General features: G+C 49.9%; 1 protein-coding gene. It reads right to left on the bottom strand.

Annotated elements, in window-relative coordinates:
• On the bottom strand, window positions 1–752 hold a 752-nt coding region (locus NXS07_RS20500; RefSeq protein ID WP_258087575.1), incomplete at both ends, for a terminase large subunit domain-containing protein.

Genomic DNA, 752 nt, shown 5'->3' with positions numbered 1-752 from the left:
GGATGATCCCAGCCAAAGTCCATGCCATCGATAACCATATAGTGCTTAGGTATCGGGAATGGCTCGCAAGTAATCACTTCTTCGCTGAAATCGAATATGCGACCTTGGCCAAGCATGGGAATACCTTTTGTTCGCATGTCGCGCTGGTGTGCTGGATAAGATTCGAGAAGGCTTCGTTTTGTTTCTTCTGTCAGATGTGGAGCATCATTCCAACCAACGTTCATACAGAACTGAGATTCCGCTGGGTCATCAAGCAATTTAATCACCAGTTCAGTTCGGCCGTTTTCGGGTGTAAAGGTCAGTATTCCCCTACCACCATTACCCCGATCACCTGTCGCTGTTCGCGTCAGAACCTGAGGGTAGATAGTCTGGTCTTCGGGTTCTTCGTCAATGTGAAACCAATCGATATCATCGCCCATTAAAGCATGCTGCCCTTGGGTGTATGACCAGAACTGAACCTTGCTAAGCTCGCCACTGCTATGCTTGATGTAAGCGGAACGAACCGCATTCGGTGTTCCTGTCATCGGCTCGGTTGAAACGATGCGTTCAGGAGGAATCAACCCCCCAACAAACTCACCGTTAACTTTCTTGCCGATAATGGCAGCTTGAAGTAGGTCGCGACACTTCTCACCAGAGTAACCGAGACACCACATGAGTGGGGCGTGATCGAACCTATGCCCCGTCCAGCCTGACGGATACTCCCCCAGTAGATGAATGGCATCAATGTATGTGGCTGTATCAGTCTTCCCCAC

This window comes from Xenorhabdus bovienii, assembly GCF_024721015.1.
Classification (GTDB): Bacteria; Pseudomonadota; Gammaproteobacteria; order Enterobacterales; family Enterobacteriaceae; genus Xenorhabdus; species Xenorhabdus bovienii.
This window is presented reverse-complemented; position numbering and strand designations above follow the sequence as displayed.